This window comes from Advenella sp. (genome assembly GCF_052108595.1).
Classification (GTDB): Bacteria; Pseudomonadota; Gammaproteobacteria; order Burkholderiales; family Burkholderiaceae_B; genus Advenella.
Genome location: NZ_JBQEAU010000086.1, coordinates 1 through 19,896, shown reverse-complemented (window position 1 = coordinate 19,896; position 19,896 = coordinate 1). Strand labels below are relative to the sequence as shown.

The window sequence follows — 19,896 nt, the reverse complement described above, 5'->3', positions numbered from 1 at the left end:
CGAGCCCTTCGGATTTGGTACTGAAAAAAGGCTCGAACAGTCGTTCGGGCTCCTGTATGCCATGACCACGATCGGTCACGATAAATTCGACCAGCGGGTTCTGCTGTTTGATTTCCACGGTCAGCAGGTCATGCTCGGAGTGGTTCATCGCTTCCAGGCCGTTCTTGACCAGATTCAGCAGTACCTGTTCGATCAGAATCGGGTCTGCCAGCACATGGGGGACATGATCGGGAATAGTGGCTTCGATACGGATCTGCCGCTTGCGTGCATCGATTTCGGCGAAGTCCAGTGCATGTTCGACAATCTCTTCAACCGGTACGCGCTGGCGGCGTGGTTCACTGCGTTTGACGAATTCGCGGATGCGGCTGACAATTTTGCCGGCGCGCTCAGCTTGGTTTGCCGCCTTTTCAAGCGCTGAAAGCAGCGATTCGTTGGTAGCTCGCCCTGATTTGAGCATAGCCACAGCGGCCATATTGTAATTGGCAATGGCGGTCAGCGGTTGGTTCAGTTCGTGTGCAAGCGATGAGGCCATTTCCCCCATGGTGGTCAGGCGGCTGGTGAGCTGGATTTTTTCCTGCTGGTTGCGCGACTCTTCTTCATGTTTGCGTCTCTCGGTAATGTCGCGCGCCACCTGCAGGCGAACGCGCCGGCCATCGGTCCAGACCAGCATGCGATGCTGCACTTCAAACCAGCTGTTGACACTGGGCGCATACTGTTCGATCGAGTCTTCGGTAAAACGGCCGCGCCGGCCAGCCAGCAGTTCCGCATGGCCCTGGGGCTGGGAGCCGAAAAGGCGGCGATAGGTACGGTTGGCAAACAGCAACTCGCGTCCGTTCACTGTATCTGCCACCACGGAGATGGCGTCGTCAAGCCCTTCGAGAACCGTCATGAAGCGCTCGTGGGCCGCCGCCAGGGCTTCGCGTACACGTTTGGGTTCGGTAATGTCGGTCATGGAGGTCATCCAGCCGATCTGCTCGCCATTGGGATCGCGCAGGGCAGATACATACATGCGCGAAGTAAAGCGCGAGCCGTCGCGGCGCTGCGCCTCAACTTCCAGACCGGTGCTGGGCGTTTTTCCGGACATCAGGATATCGAGCGTGCGCTGGTGCTCGTCGTAGCGACCGGGCACCCAATAGGGAAAGGGCGTGCTTTTGCCCAGCAGATCAGCCTCGTTCCATCCCATCATACGGCAAAAGGCTGGATTCACGTAGGCAATACGACCCTGCATGTCCAGCACGCGCATGCCGGTTGACATGGAGTTTTCCATGGCGCGGCGAAAACTGGTTTCAGCCTGCAGGGCAGCTTCGGCATGTGAGCGAAAACGCGTATAGCGCCATAACGCGAGCAGGCTGATAATGATGATCAGGGAGAGGGCGATGACGAAAAAAAGCAGCCGCTGCTGTCGGGTTTCTTCGTCCATGGTAATGAACATGACGCTTTGGCTGTGCAAACGCTGCAGCCAGAAAAAACCGGCCATAACCAGCAGATACAGCACCAGAACAAAAACGGGGGTGATCCAGTACAGGCCGCGTTTTCTGAATTTTGCGCTATCGTAAAAAGACGAGGTAAGCAAAGATTTGCTTGGTAATTCGGGCATGCTCATGATCACAATTCGTAACCTGGACATTTTAAAGGAGTTAAATGCAAATTCACAGCAACTGTGCAAATTTTGTCATTTAGTCATGTTGCACTGCAATGTAAATTTCACATTATAAAATGCAATATCATTATATAAAATATTTCTTGTCAGAGGCGGCCCGCTCTTTTAGAATGGGCACCAGTCAGGTGTACAAACCCGCAAACCGGGTTGTCCTGCGCACCGAAAATGGTATGGTTACACAAACACGATAGTGCCGTGGCCAGCATAAAAAATCGATATGGAGAACTGAATGTCTACATCAGATAAACCTCAGACAGGCAAATCCACAGATGTGGATAGCGTAGAAACCCAGGAATGGCTCGATTCACTGGAAGCAGTACTGGACAGAGAGGGCCCTGAACGCGCGCACTTTTTGCTCGAGCAACTGACCGATCTGGCACGCAGGTCCGGCTCCAACATTCCGTATTCCCCCCATACAGCCTATGTGAATACCATTCCACCCGGACTGGAACCGCGACATCCCGGCAACATGGCCATGGAAGAGCGTATCCGCTCTTATGTGCGCTGGAATGCCATGGCGATGGTGGTCAGGGCCAATAAACACAATCCTGAGGATGGTGGCGATCTGGGCGGCCATATCGCGTCTTTTGCTTCGCTGGCAACCATGATCGGTTGCGGCCAGAATCATTTCTGGCACGCTGCGACCGAAGACCATGGCGGCGATCTGGTGTATTTCCAGGGTCACTCTTCACCCGGTGTGTACGGACGCGCCTATCTTGAAGGGCGCCTGACCGAAGACCAGTTGGACCACTTCCGCCAGGAAGTGGGCGGCAAGGGTCTGCCTTCCTATCCGCATCCCAAGCTCATGCCGGAATTCTGGCAGTTTCCAACTGTCTCTATGGGCCTGGGTCCATTGATGGCCATTTATCAGGCCCGTTTCCTGAAGTACCTGCACGCCCGCGGCATCGCCGACACCAGCAAACGCAAGGTCTGGGTATTCTGCGGCGATGGCGAAATGGATGAACCTGAATCCCTGGGTGCCATCAGCCTGGCTGCACGTGAAAAACTGGATAACCTGATTTTCGTGATCAACTGCAACCTGCAGCGTCTTGACGGACCGGTACGCGGCAACGGCAAAATCATCCAGGAATTGGAAGGGGAATTTCGCGGCAGCGGCTGGAATGTGATCAAGCTCATCTGGGGCGGTTACTGGGATCCACTGTTGGCGCGCGACAAGGAAGGCATTCTGCGCAAAGTCATGCAGGAAACCGTTGATGGCGAATACCAGGCCTGCAAGGCCAATGATGGCGCCTATGTTCGCGAACACTTCTTCGGCAAGGACCCGCGCCTGCTGGAAATGGTCAGCCGCATGAGCGACGAGGAAATCTGGCGCTTAAACCGTGGCGGTCACGATCCCTACAAAGTATATGCTGCATTTGACGCTGCCAAGAATTCGGTCGGCCAGCCTACCGTCATTCTGGCCAAAACCATCAAGGGCTATGGTCTGGGCGCAATCGCGCAGGGTCAGAACCCGGCTCACCAGCAAAAGAAACTGGACATCAATTCGCTCAAGGGCTTCCGCGACCGTTTCAATATCCCGATAGCCGACGAACAGCTTGAAAACCTGCCGTATTACAAGCCCTCTGAAGATTCGCCTGAAATGAAGTATCTGCGCCAGCAGCGCGAGAAATTGGGCGGGTACTACCCAAGCCGTCGTCCCCTGGCGGACGAAAAACTCAAAGTGCCGGCACTGGATGTTTTCAAGGCCGTGCTCGAGCCGACCAGCGAAGGTCGTGAAATTTCAACAACACAGGCGTTTGTGCGCTTTTTGAATCAGCTGCTGCGCGACAAACAGCTGGGTGAGCGGGTTGTGCCGATTCTGGCCGACGAATCGCGCACCTTTGGTATGGAAGGGTTGTTCCGCCAAATCGGTATTTATGCGCCGGAAGGACAGAAGTACACGCCTGTGGATAAAAATCAGGTGATGTATTACAAGGAATCGGCCGACGGCCAGTTGCTGCAGGAAGGGATCAACGAGGCAGGGGCATTTGCTTCGTGGATTGCCGCTGCGACATCCTATTCGACCAACAATCGCATCATGATTCCGTTCTTCATCTACTACTCGATGTTCGGATTCCAGCGGATTGGCGATCTGGCCTGGGCTGCCGGCGATATGCAAAGTCGCGGCTTCCTGCTTGGCGGTACGGCCGGTCGCACCACGCTCAATGGCGAAGGTTTGCAGCACGAAGATGGCCACAGCCATATTCTTTCTTCAACCATTCCAAATTGCGTCAGCTACGATCCGACCTTTGCGCACGAAGTGGCTGTGATCATGCAGCATGGTCTGAAGCGCATGGTTGAAAATCAGGAAAACGTGTATTACTACATCACGCTGATGAATGAAAACTATGCCCAGCCTGGCCTCAAAGAGGGCGATGCAGAAGGCATTATCAAGGGTATGTACAAACTGCAGTCCACAAGTGGCGGCAAGCATCATGTCCAGTTGATGGGGTCGGGTACCATTTTGCGCGAGGTCATGAAAGCCCAGGAACTGCTCAAGCAGGACTGGGATATTTCTTCGGATGTGTGGAGCGTTACCAGTTTTACCGAGCTGCGCCGCGAAGGCCTGGACGTGGATCGTCACAATCTGCTCAATCCCGATGGCAAACCGCAAGTGCCTTACGTTACCAAGCAGCTGGAAACGGCAGAAGGCCCGATCATTGCGTCGACCGACTATATGAAACTGTTTGCTGACCAGGTGCGGGACTTTATGCCCAAGGGGCGCACATACCGGGTGCTGGGCACCGACGGATTCGGCCGTTCCGATTTCCGTTACAAACTGCGTGAGCACTTTGAAGTGGATCGTCATTTCGTTGTTCTGGCTGCGCTCAAGGCGCTGGCCGACGATGGTACGATCGATAAATCAAAAGTGAGCGAAGCCATTCAGAAATATGGCATTGACACCAACAAAGCCAATCCTCACCACGCATAAGGCAGATCATTATGAGCAATGTAATCGAAATCAAGGTTCCGGACATTGGTGATTTCAGTGAGGTGGAAGTCATTGAGTTGCTGGTGGCGCCGGGCGATACCATCAAGGAAGAGCAAAGCCTGATCACTGTTGAGTCGGAGAAGGCATCCATGGAAATTCCTGCTTCGGCTTCAGGCGTTGTTAAAGAGGTCAGCGTCAAGGTTGGCGACAAAGTGGCTGAAGGCAAGGTTATTCTGACCCTCGAAGCAGAGCAGGCTGCGGACGACAGCAAGCCTGCCGCCGGGAATGCGGCGGACGATGCTGCAAGCGACTCTCAGGAACGCACCTCGGTCGCAGACGAACCTGCGCAGACGGACAAGGAGGAGCCTGCTGAGCAGCAAGAGGCAGCACAACCGGCTGGCGCCGATAGTGGCAACGCCACGCTGGAGGTGACGGTACCGGATATCGGTGACTTCAGCGAGGTAGAAGTGATTGAAGTGCTGGTTGCGCCGGGCGATAAAGTCAAGCAGGAGCAAAGCCTGATTACCGTGGAGTCGGATAAGGCATCCATGGAAATTCCTTCGTCAGACGACGGGGAAGTTGAGGCGGTGCTGGTCAAGGTGGGTGACAAAGTGGCCAAAGGCACGGCCATTGTCAAGCTCAAGTCTGGCGGTGGTTCTGCCAAAGCGGCTGCGGCGCCTGCCGAGACAAAGAGCAAGCCTGCCGATAGCAATGTCGACAAGGCCCAGGGCGAGCCGGCTGCTGCTGCTAAGGCGCCTGCGCCACAGGCAAGCGGCGCTGCGCAGCAACGCGTTTCGCCCACGGCGGCTTTCGGGTCTGCCGTATCTGCCCGCAGTTTGCCGCATGCTTCGCCATCGGTTCGGAAATTCGCCCGCGAACTGGGTGTGGATCTGACCCAGATTACCGGTTCCGGAGAAAAGCAGCGCATTACGCAAGACGATGTTCGAAAATTCGTCAAGGCCGCGCTTTCTGTGGCCACCAGTACGTCTTCTACGACCACCAGTTCGCAAGTTGGCGGTGGCGGTTTAAGTGTTCTGGACTGGCCGAATATCGACTTCTCCAAATTCGGACCGATAGAAAGCAAGCCTTTGTCGCGTATCAAGAAAATTTCCGGCGCCAACCTGCATCGGAACTGGGTCATGATTCCGCATGTGACAAATAACGAGCAGGCCGATATTACCGAACTGGAAGCCTTCCGGGTTGCCATGAACAAGGAATATGAAAAGGCCGGCATCAAGTTCACCATGCTGGCGTTCCTGATCAAGGCCGTGGTGTCGGCACTGCAGAAATTTCCGGAATTTAACGCCTCGCTCAGTGGTGATAATCTGGTGCTCAAGCAGTACTTTCATGTCGGATTTGCAGCCGATACGCCAAATGGTCTGGTCGTGCCGGTGATTCGCGATGCCGACAAAAAAGCGGTCAGCCAGATTGCCAAGGAAATGACCGAGCTGGCCAAACTGGCGCGGGATGGCAAATTGTCGCCAGCCCAAATGCAGGGCGGGTGTTTTTCCATCAGTTCGCTCGGCGGTATTGGCGGCACAAGCTTTACGCCTATCATCAATGCGCCCGAGGTGGCCATTCTGGGCGTCTCCAAATCGTCCATGCAGCCGGTATGGAACGGTAAGGAATTTGCACCGCGCCTGATGTTGCCGCTGTCGCTTTCCTATGACCATCGTGTGATCGACGGTGCCGCTGCAGCGCGCTTTAACGCGTATCTGGCTGCAGTTCTGGCGGATTTCCGCCGTGTCCTGATCTGACGGAGATACTGATGAGTCAAGTAGAAATCAAGGTACCCAATATCGGCGACTTCGATGCGGTAGAGGTTATCGAAGTACTGGTCGCCGAAGGCGATACGGTCAAGGAAGAACAGAGCCTGATTACCGTTGAGTCGGACAAGGCATCCATGGAAATCCCATCTTCGGCTGCCGGCAAAGTTGTGTCCCTGTCGGTCAAAGTGGGTGACAAGGTTGCCGAGGGCGACATAATTCTGATGCTTGAAGCTGCCGCGGCAGGTGCACAGGCGGCTGCCAGCGACAAGCCAGCGGCGCAGGACAAGGCGCAGCCTGCTGCAAAAAGCGATGCGGCTGCGGCTCAGAAAGCGGCTGGTACCGGCGACGACAGCAAAACACGGGACAGTGCCAGTGATTCGCCAAGCAAGTCGCCAGCACCGGATAGGGGTGACAATAAATCCACAGACGTTGCCAGTGGCAGTGAGGTCAAGTATTCACCTCCGACTTCGGCACCTGCGGATGGTTGCGACGTGCTTGTACTGGGCGCCGGTCCTGGCGGTTATTCGGCTGCGTTCCGTGCCGCCGACCTGGGACTAAACGTGGTGCTGGTCGAACGCTACGCCACACTGGGCGGCGTATGCCTGAACGTTGGATGCATTCCTTCCAAAGCGCTGCTGCACAGCGTAGCCGTACTGGAAGAGGCAAAACACCTGTCCCAGAATGGCATCACCTTTGGTGAACCGACCATCGATCTGGACAAGCTGCGAGCCAGCAAAGACAAGGTGGTTTCCACACTTACCGGTGGTCTGACCGGCATGGCCAAGGCGCGCAAGGTCAAGGTGATTCAGGGGTTGGGCGAGTTTGCCGACGAACATCATTTGACTGTGAAGAAAGATGATGGATCAAGCGAAACAGTGGCCTTCAAGCACGCCATTATTGCGGCTGGCAGTCAGTCGGTGAAACTGCCGTTTCTGCCGGAAGACGAAAGGATTGTCGATTCCACCGGCGCTTTGAAACTGAAAAGCATTCCGGAAAAAATGCTGATTATAGGCGGCGGCATTATCGGCCTGGAAATGGGCACGGTCTATTCCGCGCTTGGCGCACGCCTGGATGTTGTTGAAATGCTCGATGGCCTGATGCAGGGCGCAGATCGTGATCTGGTCAAGGTATGGCAAAAGAAAAACGAAGACCGTTTCGATCAGATCATGGTCAAAACCAAAACGGTTGCGGCACAGGCCAAGCCCGATGGTATCTGGGTCACGTTCGAGGGTGAAGCGGCGCCTGCCGAGCCACAAAGATATGATCTGGTTTTGCAGGCGGTGGGGCGTTCTCCCAACGGGGCAAAAATCGGGGCCGACAAGGCTGGGGTTCAAGTGTCTGAGCGCGGGTTCATTGAAGTGGATGAGCAGATGCGTACCAACGTGTCGCATATTTTTGCCATTGGCGATATCGTGGGCCAACCCATGCTGGCGCACAAGGCCGTGCATGAAGCGCATGTGGCTGCCGAAGTCATCGCAGGACACAAGAGTTATTTTGATGTGCGCGTGATTCCTTCTGTTGCCTATACCGATCCGGAAGTGGCGTGGGCAGGTTTAACAGAGGAAGAAGCCAAGACGCAGGGCATCAAGTACGAAAAGGGCGTGTTCCCATGGGCGGCGTCGGGCCGGGCCATTGCCAATGGTCGCTCCGAAGGCTTTACCAAGTTGCTATTTGACGCCGAGACCCATCGAATCATTGGCGGCAGCATCGTGGGCACCCATGCCGGCGACCTGATTTCCGAAGTGGCCCTGGCCGTGGAGATGGGTGCCGATTCCGTTGATATCGGCAAGACCATTCATCCCCATCCTACGCTTGGCGAATCGGTGGGCATGGCGGCAGAGGTCGCGCATGGTACATGTACCGATTTGCCTCCGGTCAAACGCAAGTAGACCGGTTGGCTAGTGCGGCCACTGATGGCAGCTGCACATAGTATGCGCCGTTGTTGTCGCAGCAGGATACTGTCGTGTCATCTGGTTTTCTGCGCACTGCACAGGCTGCAGGCAAGTGAAGAACACTCTTATTTCCGGTTAACGCCGAAAATAGGGGTGTTTTTCATTTTGATGACTTAAAATTCTGCTTTCGGGTATTTCATTTTTATTATGTCTGCCGTTCCTACTAGTAAGCACTCGCTGGCCGATTGGCTAGCTTATCTTGAAGCGCTGCACCCCACGGCAATCGAGCTCGGCCTGGACCGGGTCAGAACGGTAGCCCAGCGCCTGCAGGCCTGTGAGGGCGGCGGCGTCAAAATCATTGTGGGCGGCACCAACGGCAAAGGCTCCACCTGCGCCATGCTCGAGGCCATTTATCTGGCCGCCGGATACAAAACCGGCCTGTATACCTCTCCGCATCTGATCGATTTCAATGAACGCATCCGTCTTCGTGGCGAATTGGCTACAGACGAGCAAATCGTCCAACAACTGGCGCAAATCGAGACGGCGCGCGGCGAAATATCGCTCACCTACTTCGAATACACCACGCTGGCTGCGCTGTTGCTGTTCAAGGAACACCAAACCGACGTGGCCATTCTTGAAGTCGGCCTGGGCGGGCGACTGGACGCAGTCAATATCGTGGATGCAGATTGCTCCATCGTTACCAGCGTCGATGTTGATCATATCGAATGGCTCGGGGATACCCGGGAGAAAATCGGCTGGGAAAAGGCGCATATTTTCCGCAAGGGAAAGCCGGCCATTTGCAGCGACCCGCAGCCGCCGCAGTCAGTGCTGGACTACGCCCGCGAGATTGAAGCGGATCTGTGGCTGTTCGGGCACGATTTCAACTATTCGGCCGACAAGCAGCAATGGGCTTTTGCCGGCCGCAACCAGCGGCGCAATGCGCTGGCGTATCCCGCCTTGCGTGGCGCTAATCAGTTGCTCAATGCTTCGGCTGCGCTGGCGGCAATCGAATCGTTGCGGGACCGGCTTGCTGTTCCACAGCAGTCGGTGCGCCAGGGCTTGATTCAGGCGGCGCTGCCCGGACGCTTTCAGATTATTCCCGGACAGCCTACCGTGGTGCTCGACGTGGCGCACAATCCGCATGCAGCGGCAGTGCTTGCTCACAATCTTGATAGCATGGCCTATTTTCCTTATACCCATGCGGTGGTCGGCATGGTCAATGACAAGGATTGCGACGAGATCATCAAAAAGTTCGGCCGCAAGGTGGATCACTGGTATTGCACCAGCCTTGATGGCGAGCGCAGTCGTAGCGGCCAGGATATCGCCGAAAGAGTGCGCGGGCAGTTGCCGGCCGATGCAGAAGGGTTACCAACCGTAACGGTTTTCGATTCTCCGGCTGCTGCCTATGATTCTGCGCGTTCAAAGGCCGCCGACAATGATAGAATAGTCGTGTTTGGCTCGTTTTTAACCGTGGCCGCAGTTTTACAGCATTTGGGGCGTCCAGCCGTCTGAAGCTTATCTTTATAAATAGTCGGGAATAAGTTATGGGTTTATTCAATTCACAAGATAATAATCGGCCGGGACAACGCCGTACCCAGTCTGAACAGAACCAGGCAAATGACCTGCGGGTCAAGGCCAGAAACCGGCTGATCGGTGCGATTATTCTTGTTCTGGCCGCGATCATTATCGTGCCTATGGTGCTCGATACCGGAGGCACAGACAGTACGCCGACGCCGGCCCAGAAACCGCCCTTGGTATCGGGCGGGGGCAGCGACAGCAATTCCCTGTCCGTGACGACAACGCCGGGCGTTGAATCCAGCGGTCCAAGTTCCACATCACAGCAGGCTACCGTTGATGGCAGTGTGCCGCAGACTCCGCCGGTGACAGGATCGGTCGCTGCAGGGACCGCTGAGCAGCCGCAGGACCCGGGAGTAGCGCCGGAAACACAGGAGCCGGGATTGACAGGGCTGACCGAAGCCATTGATCCGAACCGATCCATCGCTTCGGGTACGGCAAACCAGCCGGTAACGCCTGAGGATCAGGCCGAGAAGGCAAAGCAGGAAGCGGCTGCTCAGGCTAAAGCCCAGGCAGATGCCAAAAGGGCGGCAGAACGCAAAAAGGCCGCAGCCAACAAAGCCGCTGAGCAGCCTAAAAAGCCTGGCGTGATCAAGGACAGCAATCGTACCGATGATGGCTCCCGTGCGCTGGCTATCCTGGAAGGCCGTGAACCTGCACAGGCGGAGAAAAGCAAACCCAAGGTCACCTCGGGAGATTATTCGCTGCAGATCGCTTCCTACGGCTCTGCGGATGACGCACAAAGCCGCCGCAGCAAACTGGCTACCGAGGGCGTATCCAATGTATATGTTCAGAATTCTGTCGTAAACGGCAAGCAGATTTATCGTTTGCGCGTAGGCCCGTTCAAATCACGTGAGGCTGCACAGGCAGCGCAAACCCGCCTTCGTTCACTGGGTTATGACAACGGTTTCATCTCGTCGAATTGATATCCATGCATCGAAGTGACCGAATTTGATTACACCTGCCTTGGGATTATCGCGATCTCGGGGCTCCTTGGATTAATGAGAGGGTTTCTTAAAGAAGCCTTCTCATTAATCGCTTATGCTGCCGCATTTATTGGCGCGATCTGGTGGGGCCCGGTGGTTTATCCCTGGGTGATGCAATACATCAACAACGCGCTGATCAGCATGGGCATCGGGTACGCGGTGGTATTTATCGCCATTTTACTGGTTGTCGGTCTGGTCAATGTGACGCTGGCAACCCTGATTGAGGCCACGGGCCTGGGACCGGCCGATCAGGGGCTCGGCATTTTGTTCGGCATCGCCCGTGGTGTCATGATTATCCTGATACTGGTTGTACTTGCTGGTTATACGCCATTTCCCAAGGAACCCTGGTGGGTCAATGCCAGATTTTCACCCATGGCGATGATGGCGGTGCATGAAATCAAGCTGCGCCTGCCAGACAGCATCGGGTCGTATTTACCTTATTAGTTTTCTTCCCTTAGTTTTCTCTCTCGTATTTTTCAGAATAGGCTTTTTATGTGCGGAATTATCGGTATCGTCGGACGCGGTCCAGTGAATCAACTGGTATACGACAGTCTGCTGTTACTGCAACATCGTGGACAGGATGCAGCCGGCATTGCGACCGCCTACGGCAACCACTTCAATATGTACAAGGCCCATGGCCTGGTGCGCGACGTATTTCGCACTCGCAATATGCGCGATCTACCTGGCCATTCCGGTATCGGACAGGTGCGTTATCCAACGGCCGGCTCCAGCGATTCGCTGGAAGAGGCGCAGCCATTTTATGTCAACGCGCCTTTCGGCATTACGTTTGCTCATAATGGCAATCTGACCAACTGGCGTGAATTGCGCGAATCGCTGTTCAAGGTAGATCAGCGCCATATCAATACCAATTCAGATTCTGAAGTCTTGCTCAATGTACTGGCGCATGAACTGCAATCGGCTGCAAAGGGTAGCACCCTGGATCCGGCCGCGATCTTCAGCGCTGTGGCTGCATTGCACCGACGAGTCAAGGGGGCATACTCGGTGGTTGCGCAAATTGCCGGATATGGGCTGCTGGCTTTCCGCGATCCATTTGGCATCCGGCCACTCTGTTTGGGTAAGTACGAATCCGAACTGGGCGCGGAGTGGATGGTGGCGTCTGAATCGGTTGCGCTTGAAGGTAGCGGGTTTGATTTCGTTCGTGATATTGGTGCCGGCGAAGCCGTGTTCATTGACTTGGATGGTAATGTGCATGAGCAGCAATGCGCCGACAATCCGGTGCTCACGCCCTGCATTTTCGAGTATGTCTATTTTGCCCGCCCCGATTCCACCATTAATGGCGTAAATGTCTACAATGCGCGCCTGAAGATGGGTGAGTACCTTGCCGATAAAGTGGCCAGGCAGTTACGCTTGCGGGAAATTGATGTCGTGATGCCCATTCCTGATTCTTCCAGGCCGGCCGCCATGCAGCTGGCCTCCAAGCTCAAGCTTGAGTATCGTGAAGGGTTCATCAAGAACCGGTATGTGGGTCGCACCTTTATTATGCCCGGGCAGGCGGTACGCAAAAAATCGGTCCGCCAGAAATTGAACGCCATGAGTGTTGAGTTTAAGGACAAAAATGTGCTGCTGGTGGATGACTCCATTGTGCGTGGCACGACCAGTCGCGAGATTGTCGAGATGGCAAGGGCGGCCGGAGCCCGGAAAGTGTTTTTCGCCTCGGCCGCGCCTCCAGTCTGTTTTCCCAATGTCTACGGTATTGACATGCCAACCCAGGATGATTTGATCGCCAACGGCAGAACGCCAGAAGAAGTTGCTGCCGAGATTGGCGCAGACGGCCTGGTGTATCAGGACCTGGCTGACCTGAAAGCGGCCATTTCGGATTTGAATCCGGCGCTCACTCAGTTTGAAGCTTCCTGCTTTGACGGCCAATATGTTACTGGCGATGTTGATAGCGCTTATCTGGAAAGACTGCGCCTGACCAGGCATCAGGTCAAGGAAGGCCAGGCGGTTGGCGGCCTGCAATTTAATATGGGGTACGCAGCGAACGTTTAAGCGTAGTGTGCGCTTTAGTCCCTGTCTGTGCAAAGCAGCAGGGACCCTATTTATACCGTAGAGTCGTGTTCATAACGGACGCCATGAATCTGACCAAACAAGTGCCGTTGGATTTAAAAGGGCGTCATTGCGGCGAACGTTAGCAGATCATAGAATTATTCCCAAGAATTATCCCATTTGCGTCGGTAATGCCGATTCATTGTCGTCTGGTGTGTTTCGGAATATAATTGACATATCATCTATTGACAAGTCACTTATGTCTCTCTCCAATACAACCACAAAACCTGATTGCGGACGAATGCTTCTCTCTCTGTCGGGGCAAATCAATCGTCAGTGGCGCAGGGCACTGGATCGCCGCCTGCAGCCTTTGGGGTTGACCGAAGCTACCTGGTTACCGTTGCTGTACATTGCAAGGGCAACGCAGCCATTGCGTCAAAAGGATCTGGCCGCGCTGATCGGGCTCGATAGCTCATCGGTGGTGCGTCTGCTCGAGGGTCTGCAAACTGCGGGTTACATCCAGCGTCTGGAAGGCACGGACCGGCGTGAAAAAATTATTCACCTGACCGATACCGGTCGGCAAACAGTATCCAACGTCGAGCGGGTAGTGCATGAAGGCCGGCGTCGCCTATTCCTGGATATTGATGACGCAGATCTGGAAACAACCCGAACGGTATTGCAACAGCTTCTGGGCACACTTGAATCACTGGACGGCGCGCTCTGGTCTGATACGGATGGCACCGATTCTCATGCCTGAAAAAATCGTCATACGCGCGCCATTGTGGCTGTTGGTGCTGGTAACGCTGAGCGGCACCCTGGCCATGCATATGTTTGTGCCGGCCATGCCGGATGCTGCGGCCGATCTTGGTGCCAGCATGAGCGCCATGCAAATGACGATCAGCCTGTATATACTTGGCCTGGCTTTCGGCCAGCTGATCTATGGTCCGCTCTCGGATGGGTTCGGCCGGCGCCCGATGCTGCTTGCCGGCCTGTCGATCTATGTGCTGGCCGGCGTGGCAGCGGCCTTATCGCAAAGCGAGTCTACGCTGGTGTTGGCGCGGCTGTTTCAGGCGTTGGGCGGATGTGCCGGCCTGGCGCTGGGGCGGGCCATTGTACGCGATACGGCGGCAGGCGATAGTGCGGTCAAGGACCAGGCGTTACTCAACCTGATCATGATGGCCGGGCCGGGTCTGGCCCCGTTGCTAGGGTCGTTCCTTACCTTGCAATTCGGTTGGCGCGCTGTTTTCTATGCACTCGTATTGCTGGGCGTAATTACTTTGCTTTCGACCTGGCGATTGCTGCCGGAAACCGGCACGCCAACGGGTAAAGTGAGGCCGGCCGCTTTGGCCTTGGATTACAAATCGTTGCTGCGTTCTCCGTCGTTTCTGGCTTATGCGTTTGGCGGTGGCTGCGCCACGACTGCCATTTATTCTTTTATTGCCGCCGCGCCTTTCATCATTACCATGGATTTGCATCGATCCGTACAAGAGGTAGGCATATATCTGGCCCTGTTGATCGTTGGGCTGTCGGTAGGAAATGCGGCGACGCGGCAACTGATCGGTCGCTATTCGCTTGAGCGACTGTTGATTGGCGGCAATGCGCTAAGTGTTGTTGCGGCCTTGCTGCTGCTGGCCTCTACGCTGGCCGATCTGCTGCATATCGTTAGCGTGACAGCGCTGATGTTCGTATTTGCAATCGGCGCTGGCATTGCAAGCCCGGCGGCCCTGACCAAGGGGCTGAGTGTGGATCGTCATTTGATAGGCTCGGCAGCAGGCTTGTATGGTTTTACACAAATGTTGGTGGGGGCCATCTGTACGTCGCTGGTCGGGCTTGGAGATGATCCCGCGCTCACGGCATTTACGGTGCTTGCATGCACCGCTATCCTGGGTCAGGCTGGATTATGGTTCGGCATGAAACAGGACCGGCGCCTGTCGCATAACGTATTGGCCTCAGATGCGTCGGCGGGTCATCACTGAGGCGGTCTGCGGCCGACGCCGGAGGCTGTTATGCTAGGCGGGAAGTGCGCCGTGTTTTCCCGAATAATGCGTAGCCACCCAACACCAGTAATACGACAAACAACAGTAACGCCCACAGGACATATTCAACGCCAAGCACACTCACTTTGGCGTCCATGCAGGTGGCATAAATGCCGAAAAGCCAGGGCGCCAGGCTATCGAGTCCGGTGGTTCTGGACATAAATATGTCAGCAAATGTACGGTCGCATGACACCATTTCTGCCGCAACCGTATGCTGATACCATGCTGCTACGATGCCAGCGATGGACAATGCGAAGGACAACAGCGCCATCATGCGCTTTGCAGCCCCCGGAATCAGGTTGCCCAGCAGGCAGACGCCCGCGATAAGCAACAGAATGAGCCGCTGCAGCACACACCATGCGCAAGGCGGCATGTTGAAAACATGCTGGCTGACAAGTGCAACAGCCAATGCAAGCAGGCAGAGCAGGGCAATGAAGTTCAGGCGAGACTGGGTCATAGAGAGGTTCTGGAGTAGGTTGAATAAATATCGGCAAACAGGCGCATGATCAGCTCATGTGCGCCGTCCCACATAATCTGGACGCCGATACACAGCAGAATGAAAGCGGACAGCCGCATGAATACGGCGGTCCCTGAAGCGCCCAGACGGGCAAGAAAGCGCGCGGCAAAACGCAGGCAGAAAAACAGGATAGTGCTGACGCTGATCACCGCCAGGATCATGGCGCTCACGCTCATGACGCCCGCGCCTGCGCTGATAAAATCAAATGAAGCCCCAACGGTAATAGCCGCCGATATACTGCCCGGACCGCAGGCGATCGGGAAGGTGAGCGGGTAGAAGGCGCTGGACTTTACTTTTTCCTGCGAATAATTTTCCACCAGTTTTTCATGGGCATCGGTATCCGGATCTTTCGCATTGACCAGTTGCCAGGCACTGGCCACGACCAGCAGGCCGCCACCGACACGGACAATGGGCAGGGAGAGGCCGAAAAAACTCAATACCATATTGCCAAACAGCGCGGCAAGCGTGAGCATCACAAAAACGTTGATTGAAATGCGCTTGGCCAGCAGCTTGCGAGTAGAGGCGCTGGCCCCTTCGGTCATGGTCAGAAAAATGGGCGCAACTGCGGGTGGGTTTACGATAGGCAGCAGCGTGGCAAGGACAAACAGAAAACTGCGGCTGAAAATCAGGATATATTCATTAATGCTCATTGTTGTTTATTTCTGCGCGGTCAGGTTGTTGATTGCGGTCAGCAAGTCACGTTTAAACTGCATTTGGGTGCGAGGATTATCCAGTGCATTGCCGCCGAGAATGAAAATATCCTCGACCCGGTCTCCCAGTGTCATGACCTTGGCCATTTGCAGGTTAATCTGGTGCCGCTTGAAGGTGTTGGCAAGCGCATAAAGAATACCAGGGCTGTCCATCGCTGTAATTGACAATCGCCAATACTGACTGTTTTCATCAGGCAAAAGTTCAATAAGAGGCACCAGCGGGAACGTGCGCGAGCGGCGAACATTGGCGCCCACGACATAGCGGTTGCTCTTTAAGCTCAAGGGTTCATTCTGTGCCGGCAGCGGCGCGTTCAGCCGGTTGCGCAAGCCATGTTCGATCAGCGGCACATTGGAGCGGATGTCCGCGTCAATGGCTGCGCTGTCCACCACGAAACTGTCCAGCGCGTAGCCCTGGCGCGTCGTGTGGATGCGGGCGTCCAGAATATCAATGCGTTGTTCGTAGAAATACGAGCAGATTTGCTCAAACAGATCGGGGCGATCGGGTGTGTACACCATCACCTGAATCCCTTCGTTATTTTCGGTAGGACGGGCGCGGACCTGGGCCCCTACCTGCTGCAGCATGCGATACAGAAGGCGGGTATGCCAGGCGATATCTCTGGCTTCATGCCGTAAAAAATAGGCCACATCCAGGGTATTCCAGAACCGATCCCGGTCCTCATCGCTGATGCCCGAAAAACGTACCAGCGCGATCGCGTCGTTCTTGCGTTGCGTCAGTACCGATTGCCGGTCGAAAACGTTGTTTCCCAAGGCTGTCAGGGTGTAATGGTACAGGTCTTCAAGCAATTTGCCTTTCCAGGCGTTCCAGACTTTGGGGCTGGTGCCGCGAATATCGGCGACAGTGAGCAAATAAAGGGCGGTCAGGCGGCGTTCCGTGCCTGCAATATCGGCAAACTCCTGGATAACCGAGGGCTCGGACAGATCCCGTTTCTGGGCGAACGCAGACATAGTCAGATGGTGTTCTACCAGAAACTCGACCAGCGCGCGATCTTGCGGATCCAGATTGTGGTCGCGGGCGAATTTACGCACTTCCACTGCGCCCAGTGTCGAGTGATTGCCGCCACGCCCTTTGGCGATGTCATGGAACAGGGCGGCCACATACAGCAGCCAGTGCTGGTCCATGTCGGCAATCAGCCGGCTGGCCAGCGGATATTCCTGGGCATGTTCGGGCATGGTGAAGCGGCGAATATTGCGGATCACCATCAGTGTGTGCTGGTCAACGGTGTATACGTGAAACAGGTCGTGCTGCATCTGTCCCACGATTTTCCGAAATACCGGAATGTACTGGGGCAAAATGCTGAGCATGGTCATTCGTCTGAAGCTGTGCACGATGCCGGTGGGTTGCTGCAGTATTTGCAGAAACAGCCATTTGTTCACCGGATTGCGGCGAAACTGTGCGTCGATCCGGTGGCGTGAGCTCCAGATCTGTCGTTGCAGCTTGGCCGACATGTCATTGACTTCCGGGTGCTGCTGCAATACCAGAAAGGCTTTCAGAAGCAGTTGCGGTTTGCGCTCGAATGCGTCGTCTGCGACAAGATCAAGCTGCTGACCAACGCGGCAGAAGTCTTCATCGATCATGACACTGCAATCTTTGACCGGGAAAAAGTACTCCCGGAAACTTTGCATCATGATGTGGTTCATCAGATAGACAATTCTGGCGGCCCAGTAATAGCGCTGCATGAGAATTTCACTCGGACGCCGGGTATCGGTGGCCTTGATGCGGTATACCTCGGCCAGCAGCGGCTGGTTATGGAACATCAGGCGGTCGTCACGCTTTCCCGCAAGCAGATGCAGGTCTATGCGCAAGCGCTTGAAAGCCTGCTCGGACTTGGCGCATTTGGCTGCTTCGTCGCGCGTCATCATGTCGTGCGTGACCAGGTCGCGCCAGGTACCCGATAGCCCGGCAGCTAGACTGATCCACCGAATCATCTGCAGATCGCGCAGGCCTCCCGGAGATTCCTTGCAATTGGGTTCAAGCGAATAGGGCGTTTCACTGTAACGTGCGTATCGTTGCTGCAGCTCGAGCTGCTTGGCCAGAAAGAAATCTTGGGGATTCAACTGTTCGCGAAACCGCGTGTCAAGCGCGGACACAAGCTTGCGATTGCCCAGAATAAAACGCAATTCAAGCAAGCCGGTTTCAATCGTGATATCGGCGGCGCTCTCGCTCAGGCATTCGTCGATGGTCCGCACGCTATGGCCGATGTCCAGGCCCAGATCCCATAAGGACGACACGAATTGCTCCAGAAGCGCTTTGTCACCATCCTCGGGCGGTCGCTGCAAAAGGATAAGCAGATCGATATCCGAATAGGGAAACAGTTCGCCCCGTCCATATCCGCCGATTGCGCACAGGCTGGCACCGGCGGGCAAGGGGAAACTGGCGGCCAGCTCCTTCATGGCCTGGTCGGTGTGTTTCCTGAGCGCTGCCAGCAGCGAATCCGGACGCGATCTGTGCTGGCGATAATTGTCCACGGCCTGTGTTTTCTGCGCCTGCAGGCGGTTACGGATCGCGATAGCCGGACTCACAGTGTTCATGAATGTCCTTCGGGCCTCATGGTGTGCAAACTGGCTGTCAGGGCAGGCTCTTGACGAAAGCGGGCGGGGCAGGCATGCCCGGCGAGCGCGTCAATACATCGTAGCCGCTCTCGGTCACGATCAGCGTATGCTCCCATTGTGCAGACAGACTATGGTCACGGGTGACCACAGTCCACTGATCCGCCAATACCCGCGTTTCCCGGCGACCGGCGTTGATCATGGGTTCGATGGTGAAGACCATGCCCTGTTCCAGGGTGAGACCTTCGCCGGGTTTGCCATAGTGGAGCACTTGTGGGTCTTCATGAAAGCGCTGGCCGATACCATGTCCGCAATATTCCCGAACGACGGAAAAACCGTTGCTTTCAGCGTGTTTTTGAATCGCGTGGCCGATATCGCCAAGCGTTGCGCCGGGACGCACTTGTTCTATACCGAGCCACATACATTCATAGGTGATGTCGGTCAGGCGTCGGGCCAGAATGGACGGAGCGCCCACGTAGAACATGCGGCTGGTATCGCCGAACCATCCGTTCTTGATGATGGTGACGTCAATATTGAGCACATCGCCCGATTTGAGCTTTTTGTCACCCGGGATGCCATGACAGATGACATGGTTGACCGAAGTGCATACGGCGCCGGTGAAGGGCGGGTAGCCTGGGGGCTGATAGCCGATGGTGGCCGATTCGACGCCCATCTCTGTCATAAAATCGTGACAGATTTTGTTGATTTCGCCGGTGGTCATGCCCGGTTTGATTTGAGGGGCGACATGATCGAGGACCCGGGCGGCGTCTTCGCAGGCTGCCCGCATGGCATCAATGTCCTGCTGATTTGTGAGTGTGGCCATAACTGCTTGAGTAAATGAGTGAAATAATAGTAGAATTATAGGCTTTCCCGGATTTGTTTGGCGAATCTTTGGTAAAAGCAGCCAGTTATCAGGGTTGCCGGGTGTGCCTCACAGTGTACAGGGCAATGGCCCTGGCTTGCAAAGCCGTGCGTCAGAATTGGTAATGCCACGTTGAGATTGCCTTTAATACAAAAGACGTTATTACCAAAGACGTGAATACTAATGCCAAAGGCATGAATGCCAATCATTAATACCAAGATGGCAGGTATCCAAGGTAATGCGACGTCAAGGCATGACGACTCATGGTAGGCCAGAGCGGGTGACGGGAAAAAATGCTGGAAAGTCTCAGTGAAGTTTGTTTTTTATTTTAATAGCGCGCCGTTTTTCCTAGGGTGTTGATTATATACAACAAAATCAATAT

The 19,896-nt window shown here is 55.2% G+C and carries 14 protein-coding genes; 9 read left to right on the top strand and 5 right to left on the bottom strand.

What is annotated here, in order from left to right:
- Positions 1 to 1,597 (bottom strand): PAS domain-containing sensor histidine kinase (locus ACTIKR_RS14890; protein WP_442328236.1); only part of this gene is annotated, 1,597 nt, incomplete at its 3' end.
- A gap of 292 nt (positions 1,598 to 1,889) precedes the next feature.
- Here ACTIKR_RS14890 and aceE point away from each other — a divergent pair.
- The 9 genes from aceE (at position 1,890) to ACTIKR_RS14845 (ending at position 14,797) form a co-directional block, all read left to right on the top strand.
- Complete coding sequence (gene aceE, locus ACTIKR_RS14885) at positions 1,890 to 4,592, top strand: pyruvate dehydrogenase (acetyl-transferring), homodimeric type (protein ID WP_442328234.1); 2,703 nt, start codon at positions 1,890 to 1,892, stop codon at positions 4,590 to 4,592.
- An 11-nt stretch (positions 4,593 to 4,603) separates the two neighbouring features.
- Entirely contained in the window at positions 4,604 to 6,349 is a 1,746-nt protein-coding gene (aceF, locus tag ACTIKR_RS14880) for a dihydrolipoyllysine-residue acetyltransferase (RefSeq protein ID WP_442328233.1), read from the top strand.
- Positions 6,350 to 6,360: 11 nt separating this feature from the next.
- Positions 6,361 to 8,250 (top strand): dihydrolipoyl dehydrogenase, encoded by a 1,890-nt coding sequence (gene lpdA, locus ACTIKR_RS14875; protein ID WP_442328232.1) that lies wholly within the window; start codon positions 6,361 to 6,363, stop codon positions 8,248 to 8,250.
- A 207-nt stretch (positions 8,251 to 8,457) separates the two neighbouring features.
- Entirely contained in the window at positions 8,458 to 9,765 is a 1,308-nt protein-coding gene (gene folC, locus ACTIKR_RS14870) for a bifunctional tetrahydrofolate synthase/dihydrofolate synthase (protein ID WP_442328235.1), read from the top strand.
- Positions 9,766 to 9,797: 32 nt separating this feature from the next.
- Entirely contained in the window at positions 9,798 to 10,754 is a 957-nt protein-coding gene (locus tag ACTIKR_RS14865; protein WP_442328231.1) for an SPOR domain-containing protein, read from the top strand.
- A 15-nt stretch (positions 10,755 to 10,769) separates the two neighbouring features.
- Complete coding sequence (locus ACTIKR_RS14860) at positions 10,770 to 11,258, top strand: CvpA family protein (RefSeq protein ID WP_128394236.1); 489 nt, start codon at positions 10,770 to 10,772, stop codon at positions 11,256 to 11,258.
- A gap of 48 nt (positions 11,259 to 11,306) precedes the next feature.
- Positions 11,307 to 12,824, top strand: a complete 1,518-nt coding sequence (purF, locus tag ACTIKR_RS14855; RefSeq protein WP_442328230.1) for an amidophosphoribosyltransferase — start codon at positions 11,307 to 11,309, stop codon at positions 12,822 to 12,824.
- Between the two features lie 298 nt (positions 12,825 to 13,122).
- The gene (locus ACTIKR_RS14850) at positions 13,123 to 13,578 is read left to right on the top strand and encodes a MarR family winged helix-turn-helix transcriptional regulator (protein WP_442328229.1); all 456 of its coding nucleotides are present in this window, start codon (positions 13,123 to 13,125) and stop codon (positions 13,576 to 13,578) included.
- Positions 13,571 to 14,797: a multidrug effflux MFS transporter gene (locus tag ACTIKR_RS14845; RefSeq protein ID WP_442328228.1), complete on the top strand. Its 1,227-nt coding sequence runs from the start codon at positions 13,571 to 13,573 to the stop codon at positions 14,795 to 14,797. The genes ACTIKR_RS14850 and ACTIKR_RS14845 overlap by 8 nt, the downstream gene beginning before the upstream one ends.
- Before the next feature lie 28 nt (positions 14,798 to 14,825).
- On the opposite strand, the gene ACTIKR_RS14840 is transcribed toward ACTIKR_RS14845, so the two are convergent.
- The 4 genes from ACTIKR_RS14840 to map are packed head-to-tail and all read right to left on the bottom strand — an operon-like array spanning position 14,826 to position 19,475.
- Positions 14,826 to 15,314, bottom strand: coding sequence for a disulfide bond formation protein B (locus tag ACTIKR_RS14840; protein ID WP_442328227.1), 489 nt, complete (start codon positions 15,312 to 15,314; stop codon positions 14,826 to 14,828).
- Positions 15,311 to 16,024, bottom strand: coding sequence for a MarC family protein (locus ACTIKR_RS14835; RefSeq protein ID WP_442328226.1), 714 nt, complete (start codon positions 16,022 to 16,024; stop codon positions 15,311 to 15,313). The genes ACTIKR_RS14840 and ACTIKR_RS14835 overlap by 4 nt, the downstream gene beginning before the upstream one ends.
- A gap of 6 nt (positions 16,025 to 16,030) precedes the next feature.
- Entirely contained in the window at positions 16,031 to 18,634 is a 2,604-nt protein-coding gene (locus tag ACTIKR_RS14830) for a [protein-PII] uridylyltransferase (protein ID WP_442328225.1), read from the bottom strand.
- Between the two features lie 37 nt (positions 18,635 to 18,671).
- A complete protein-coding gene (map, locus tag ACTIKR_RS14825; protein WP_193086886.1) occupies positions 18,672 to 19,475 on the bottom strand; it encodes a type I methionyl aminopeptidase in 804 nt (267 codons plus the stop codon).
- Positions 19,476 to 19,896: the final 421 nt, after the last annotated feature.

Coding starts and splice junctions, on each gene's coding strand:
- aceE (WP_442328234.1), top strand. CDS start 1,890: ATGTCTACATCAGATAAACCTCAGACAGGCAAATCCACAGATGTGGAT.
- aceF (WP_442328233.1), top strand. CDS start 4,604: ATGAGCAATGTAATCGAAATCAAGGTTCCGGACATTGGTGATTTCAGT.
- lpdA (WP_442328232.1), top strand. CDS start 6,361: ATGAGTCAAGTAGAAATCAAGGTACCCAATATCGGCGACTTCGATGCG.
- ACTIKR_RS14865 (WP_442328231.1), top strand. CDS start 9,798: ATGGGTTTATTCAATTCACAAGATAATAATCGGCCGGGACAACGCCGT.
- purF (WP_442328230.1), top strand. CDS start 11,307: ATGTGCGGAATTATCGGTATCGTCGGACGCGGTCCAGTGAATCAACTG.
- ACTIKR_RS14850 (WP_442328229.1), top strand. CDS start 13,123: ATGCTTCTCTCTCTGTCGGGGCAAATCAATCGTCAGTGGCGCAGGGCA.
- ACTIKR_RS14845 (WP_442328228.1), top strand. CDS start 13,571: ATGCCTGAAAAAATCGTCATACGCGCGCCATTGTGGCTGTTGGTGCTG.
- ACTIKR_RS14840 (WP_442328227.1), bottom strand. CDS start 15,314: ATGACCCAGTCTCGCCTGAACTTCATTGCCCTGCTCTGCCTGCTTGCA.
- ACTIKR_RS14835 (WP_442328226.1), bottom strand. CDS start 16,024: ATGAGCATTAATGAATATATCCTGATTTTCAGCCGCAGTTTTCTGTTT.
- ACTIKR_RS14830 (WP_442328225.1), bottom strand. CDS start 18,634: ATGAACACTGTGAGTCCGGCTATCGCGATCCGTAACCGCCTGCAGGCG.
- map (WP_193086886.1), bottom strand. CDS start 19,475: ATGGCCACACTCACAAATCAGCAGGACATTGATGCCATGCGGGCAGCC.